The sequence below is a fragment of the Corynebacterium sp. LK2590 genome, assembly GCF_040946105.1.
Taxonomy (GTDB): domain Bacteria; phylum Actinomycetota; class Actinomycetes; order Mycobacteriales; family Mycobacteriaceae; genus Corynebacterium.
Window position 1 is genome coordinate 1 of record NZ_JAYWMH010000012.1, and the last position, 5,995, is coordinate 5,995.

Annotated in this window: 8 protein-coding genes; 6 read left to right on the plus strand and 2 right to left on the minus strand. The window is 49.0% G+C overall.

The window, feature by feature from the left end; genetic code table 11:
• The first annotated feature begins 4 nt into the window (after positions 1–4).
• Positions 5–202, plus strand: a complete 198-nt coding sequence (locus tag VVR85_RS11075) for an ArsR family transcriptional regulator (RefSeq protein ID WP_368520931.1) — start codon at positions 5–7, stop codon at positions 200–202.
• A 121-nt stretch (positions 203–323) separates the two neighbouring features.
• Here the strand turns inward: VVR85_RS11075 and VVR85_RS11080 are convergent, their stop codons facing one another.
• A complete protein-coding gene (locus tag VVR85_RS11080) occupies positions 324–1,157 on the minus strand; it encodes a trypsin-like serine protease (protein WP_368520928.1) in 834 nt (277 codons plus the stop codon).
• A 187-nt stretch (positions 1,158–1,344) separates the two neighbouring features.
• Between VVR85_RS11080 and VVR85_RS11085 the strand changes: the two genes are divergently transcribed.
• The 5 genes from VVR85_RS11085 (at position 1,345) to VVR85_RS11105 (ending at position 5,088) form a co-directional block, all read left to right on the plus strand.
• Entirely contained in the window at positions 1,345–2,985 is a 1,641-nt protein-coding gene (locus tag VVR85_RS11085) for an LGFP repeat-containing protein (protein WP_368520929.1), read from the plus strand.
• Complete coding sequence (locus VVR85_RS11090) at positions 2,970–3,422, plus strand: hypothetical protein (RefSeq protein ID WP_035104384.1); 453 nt, start codon at positions 2,970–2,972, stop codon at positions 3,420–3,422. Before VVR85_RS11085 ends, VVR85_RS11090 begins: the two co-directional genes overlap by 16 nt.
• A gap of 275 nt (positions 3,423–3,697) precedes the next feature.
• Complete coding sequence (locus VVR85_RS11095; protein WP_049146471.1) at positions 3,698–4,318, plus strand: recombinase family protein; 621 nt, start codon at positions 3,698–3,700, stop codon at positions 4,316–4,318.
• Between the two features lie 180 nt (positions 4,319–4,498).
• Positions 4,499–4,708 carry a hypothetical protein gene (locus VVR85_RS11100; RefSeq protein ID WP_049063700.1) on the plus strand — a complete coding sequence of 70 codons (210 nt, stop codon included), beginning with the start codon at positions 4,499–4,501 and terminating at the stop codon, positions 4,706–4,708.
• Complete coding sequence (locus tag VVR85_RS11105; RefSeq protein WP_368520930.1) at positions 4,708–5,088, plus strand: hypothetical protein; 381 nt, start codon at positions 4,708–4,710, stop codon at positions 5,086–5,088. The genes VVR85_RS11100 and VVR85_RS11105 overlap by 1 nt, the downstream gene beginning before the upstream one ends.
• 430 nt (positions 5,089–5,518) lie before the next feature.
• On the opposite strand, the gene VVR85_RS11110 is transcribed toward VVR85_RS11105, so the two are convergent.
• Positions 5,519–5,986, minus strand: a complete 468-nt coding sequence (locus tag VVR85_RS11110; protein WP_005527694.1) for a hypothetical protein — start codon at positions 5,984–5,986, stop codon at positions 5,519–5,521.
• Between the last annotated feature and the right edge of the window lie 9 nt (positions 5,987–5,995).

The following is a 5,995-nucleotide window of genomic DNA, read 5'->3' on the forward strand; positions in this document are numbered from 1 at the left end:
CGACATGCTGGAAAACGCAAACAACCAGAGGCGCAGACAAGGGAGCGAAACTCGTTCACAGGTCTACTCCGTCTATGCGTCAACACTCGCGCAGACAGGGAAAGCTCCAACCGGAGCGAAAATCGGACGAGAATTGGGCATCACTAGAAAGACCGCGAGCGCTCATTTACGAGCCCTCCGAGAGGCCGGACTAATTGAGTAAAAAGTGTAACCTGCCGTAAGCAATATACGGTTCCCCTGCCGTTAGGCAGTTAGATAAAAACTCACTTGAAGAAAACCTTGGAGAAGATAGGGGATCTGGTTCTCTGGTCGCTAATAATTTGCTACTGCTGTGTGCTTGATAGAGAAGAGAGACTAAATGAGCTCTTTTCTGGGGAGGAATCATTGTGCGGATTTTTCGGGTTGCTCACATCTGGGAAAAGGGTAGCTGCGTGTTTCAGGCCCGTGTTTGATTTGGCTTTTTCCTGGTCTGTGAAACTCGAATTGCTTTGCATCGTTTCTTTAATCCAGGGGATCCTTGAGACAATGTTGGTGTGCCACATGGGGCGGCCTTTCCCATCATTGCATTCTGGGTTGAATCCGCCGGCAGTGTGTACTGCGTAGAGAGTGTTGTTTTTGTAGATAGGTGCTCCTGAATCTCCGCCGCAGGATCGTGAGTCCGTTGATGATTTTCCTTTGAGCAGATCGGTATACGTAACGTTTCCGAAGTTCAGGGAGTCTACTTTTTCGGAAATGACTGTTTCCGCCGAAGAAGCATAGTCATGGGGTTGACCATAACCAGTAAGTATGGCTTGATCCCCGATCTTCAACGGCTCTGTGGCCAGGGTAAATAAATCGGCATTGATTCCGTCACCGACTTTAATAAGTGCAACATCTTCAGTAGAAGACTTGGTATAGATAGCAGCGATACCTGCTGCTTCACCATCTGATTGGCGGAGAAAACCATCCATAAAAGGTGAATTAGACACACAGTGATGCGCGGTCAACCAGAAATTGTCCCCTACATAGCTTGCCGTGCAATCACGCCGAACACGTTGTTGCTGTGAGTCATCCAAACTTGGAGTTACCGACCACAAAGCCGCAATACGATTATCATTCACCGGCACAGTACTGCTTGCCTGCAATGAAGCGAAGTCACTATCTGCAGCGGAAGCCACGGCAGAACAAGCTCCTAACGCAGTAAATGCGCAGGCTAGAGAAGAAAGACCGAGTTTAACTATTTTCATCGGTACCCCACGAGATTAGAAAGGATAATTTTTTCACTTAACCAGCGTAGCCTGCCACCAGGCTATAAGCTGACCTAGTAGAACAACTCCTTGTTTCACTCTCAGCTAAGGACCGCCAATGAAAGCTCTCTCACGCAAACTACTTGCTTTCGTCTCAGCAAGCTTATTAATCAGTACCACTCCCGGCACTGCAGTCGCACAATCATCTTTTTCTGATTCATTATCGTCATCAGTGTCACAGGATACTTTTCCTGCTGATTCTAGTGAAAATTCCGTAGAGGAAATCGACAGTAAAGAAACGTCAGATGAATACCCCACTCCAGTACTGCCAGAGTGGGCTAAGGGGGCCTCGTCTGAAACTGTAGAGACTGAACTTTCACCAGAAGAGGTCTCCGAGTGGACTCCGACGAAGTCTCCTAAATCTACTGTACGCCCTGGAGAAATGCGTAGCGATAGGGAAGAAATACCGGGTGATTTCACCAAAGAAGAGGCGGATCTTGCAGAAACAAAAGAAGCACAGCTGCAAGAAGAAGACAATCCGACCCTAAATTCTGCCCCAGGTTGCAAAGTTTACTGGCCTTCTCCTTTTGAAGTATGCGGTGCAATCCGGGAACTTTATGATTCCGTTGGCGGACCGAAAAGCTTTCTAACGTTTCCTAAAAGCAACGAGCTAACGAATCCTGACGGTATTGGTAAAAGGTCCGAATTCGTCAACGGGTTTATCTATTGGCATCCAAAGACAGGTGCTCATACTGTTAGCATTCCTGCAACCGTCGTGTGGGCAAAGCATGGTTGGGAACGCGGGCACTTCGGGTACCCAATGACTAATGATATCGCTCTCGGAGATAGCTGGTCTAAGCAGAAATACCAAGGTGGCTACATCTACACACGAAACTCCATTCCTGCAGTACAAGCAGGAATTCAGGGGCGAATCTATGACAAATGGCAGGACATGGGAGCCCAAAAGAGTACCTTAGGTTTCCCTATCAGCAGCGAAGAAAAAACACCTGACGGGATTGGGCGATACAACCTTTTCCAAAAAGGAATTATGGTTTGGCACCCCAAATTCGGCGCTCACGCTATAACAGGCGATGTACTACTGCAGTGGGTGTATGCAGAAGCAATCGGAGAAGATCAGGGGTATCCCACCGGAGATCCACAAGATTTTCAAGAGGGGTGGAAGCAGCAGTCCTTTGAAAAAGGAAAAATTTATGGTTTCCAGCTAGAAAAGTTTTTCCCAGAGTACCTCCCTGGGGCAGGGCTCGAGCAAGATACACCTACCCTACAGGGCAGCGGACCTGCTGGAGGCAATGACTACACCGATGAACTTCTTCTGGAGACTAGGGATATGTGTGGTGAGCCCATACTCCTGCGACGTGGATGGTTTAACACGACGGACAAATATCCATGGGGATACGACAAAATTGTTCATAAACACAACATTTGGAGTTTGTGGTCTATAAAAACCGTGCTTAATAACTCTTGTGTACGAGAGGTTCAGGGCCCTTCTATGAAATATGAAGAAGATGTTTATCAAGTCAAATGCTCTGATCCGGTAGGAGCAGTTTGCCGGCTCACTGGTGAATCTTTTACATACCGTGCGATTGTTGAGCCGAAACCTCGTGGAAACGCTTCAGAGCCACGCGGAATTACTACTATGTATCCCGTTCACAATACTGGTACTCACGGAATGAGCGACAAGGCCCCCAGCTGGTTTAGTACAGATATTCCCACTTTGGATTTATGGAAATGGCAGTAACCCCAGAGCGTCATTTTGATTTAAAGACTGCTGCATTTTGTTTGGCGGAAATCCTTAATAAGGATGCTTTGAGTGAAAATAAGTTTAGGGGTGAAGCCGCCACATCATTGCCAAGGTTCCATGGCGCCGCTGCTTGGATTAATACCTTCTTATACATTATTTTGAAAGTAGAAACACCTAACGGTACAGCCTTTGTGGGGTTTGAAGCCATCTTCCACCCTGAGGGAACTTTTCGAGAATACTCGGTTGAGTATGAAAATGTCCACGACTTATGGGCATACGAAATTGCTGGTGAACCATTTCTTAAAGAACTCGATTTTGAGGATCCAAACCGTATCACTTGGTTGAAAACAGATAGGAAAAGTTTCGTTCCTTCTACATGGAACGACTTGCTCGATTTTAATGATGCTTCGAATCAAATATGGATGCAGGATTAAAGGATTTTCCTTTTGACTATTGTCATGAAGGAACTTGACCACTTAATACGAGATGACTCGTATCCGCCATCAGGTCATCGTAAATAGCTGCTACCCGACACGGCCAGAACCGTCGACTTAATGGTCTGATTGACGGAAAACGGGCCTGACCCTTGTTTGCTGGATATCTAACATCCAGCCCAGTCAGGCCGGGAAGAATTATAAGCTACACTCTAAGCGAACAGTTTAAGAATTACATCCATCGTGTTTAACTCGCTGTTCGCTAGGGTGGGTTTATGAGTAATGAAACAGAACCGTCACTACCTCTAGACATTCCCGAACAGCCAGAGGTGGTTGCGGGCCAAAAAATTGGTTACGCGCGTGTTAGTTCCAAAGACCAGAATCTCGACCGACAGTTGGCGGCGTTGAAGAAGGAAAAAGTCTTCCGCGTCTTCACCGACACGGTGAGTGGTTCGTCCACCCAGCGCCCCGGCTTAGATGGGGCGCTTAATTATCTTCGTGCCGGCGATCAACTCATTGTGGTGAGTATGGATAGGCTTGCCCGCTCGCTTATCGACCTGCACCGCCTGGTCGATGAACTCACCGAACGCGGAGTATCCGTCAAGTTCCTCAAAGAAGGACAGACCTATTCATTAGATTCCAGTCCGGTGGCCAAGCTCATGCTTGGCCTACTCGGGTCGGTGGCGGAGTTTGAGCGTTCGATTATTCGTGAGCGCCAGGCCGAAGGTATCGCGAAAGCCAAGGCGCGCGGCGTTTATAAGGGGCGTGCGAAAGTCCTCAATGAGGAACAAGTAGCGCAGGCGCGCGGGTGGGTGAGCGCTGGTATTCCGAAAGCGGAGGTTGCCCGCCGACTCGGGATTGGGCGCACCACACTGTATAAGTACCTCAACCAGTAAGGCCTGACGTAACCCGGTCTCTGTGGAGCTGTGGGAGCGCCCCTAACCAGAGCACGGGATTAGCGGCGTGTGACGGTGGGCTTGCAAGGTAGTCCCCAGTTCAATTGACGAAGGAACATAATCAAGAAAACCGTCTACCCGTGGTTGACTTGTTTAGTCTCCCGTCGGTAGACTACTGTTATGAAGCGAAACGCCGTCATCAAGAAATTGAAAGCGGAAGCCAAGCGGCGCGGTCTTGAATTTGAGGAAATCGCCCTATCGCGCCATGACGCTTATCGGGTAGGCAACACAACCCGAACCTTAGGTAGGCACCGTGAGATTGACGATGTGACAGTCAAGAAGTTTTTCGACCAATACGCCCAAGAATTAGGGAAAGGCTGGTGGAGGTAATGACCACGACATACACAGTAACCGCAGAACGCGGAACCAGCGGAGTATGGGTACTCGAATGCGCCGAACTAGGGGCAGTGTCCCAAACTAAGCGGCTGGCTAATGCTGCCGACGAGATGCGCGAAGCACTGGCCTTTCAGGCAGGCCTAGACCCAGACGAACTCAACATTATTGTTGATGTTGTTCTCCCACCGGGCCTTGCGGAAATGAAAGCTCGCGCCGAAAAAGAACGCGAAGAAGCGGCACGACTGACCGCTGCGGCACAGGCAAGCACTCATGACCTCGCTGTTGCAATGAGAAACGCTGGAATGACCGTGCGAGATATGGGAACAGTCCTCGGAGTGTCTTACCAGCGCGCCCAAAAGCTCGCAGCACCCTAAACACTGAAAGTGAAAGTCGCCCGGCACGCGCATGATGGACACGTGTACTGGGCGATTTTTATCGGCCGGTGGACTCGTGTGCGTTAGCCGCGCGTGACGGTGGGCTTGCAAGGTAGTCCCCAGCCGGTGGTGTCAGGAAGTTTGTGTGTGGCTCTGATCTAGAAGGAGTTTCACCGATAATGACTACGGTGTCACCGAAGAAAAGCCATGACCCGGCGAGGGGCAACGAGATCAGCGAGAAGCTGATGAAAACCCTGCGCACGCCAGCTAATCACTTCAACTTGAACTAAGGGGCGACGAGACATATCCCTAAAACTGCGGATAACCCAATTCCGATATAAGAATTCATCGAGCCTATTCCGCCATTTTCAGCGGTATAGATGCTTACGTTCTCCTTGCAACAGAATTTAAAACCGACGAGAAGTACTGCTCAGTACATGGGGATTTCTGGGCCTTGGCCACGGAAGTTTTCGGTCAAAAACCCGAATTCGACTTCCCATATATGAAACTCACTCGGTAAGAATGAAGGCTCCTTTTTCTGCCGAGAAACGACATCAGTCTGAGCTGCTTCACGCGTGGTAAATGCAGCCAATATATCTGGGCTTATTTCCTGGTAGCGCACGGAGGAATGTTGCGCATACCCTTCTCTAAAAACGAGATAGACAAGTTTCGGGAAACGAGACTTGTCTAGTTTCCCTTCCCAGCCTTGAAGGGGAACTTCTTCAGTCCAACAGGTTATTCTTGGAGAATCAACATGCTCGCCCATGGCACTCTCCTGCTCTCTGGTTAAAGCTATTCCGACAAATTCTTCGTCATACGTAGCTTCCGTACGCGCAAAGAGCACAAGAATTTTAGCCTGGTTGCTGCTATTTGAAGTGCTACCTATTAAACCTTGCATGCGTCTCTA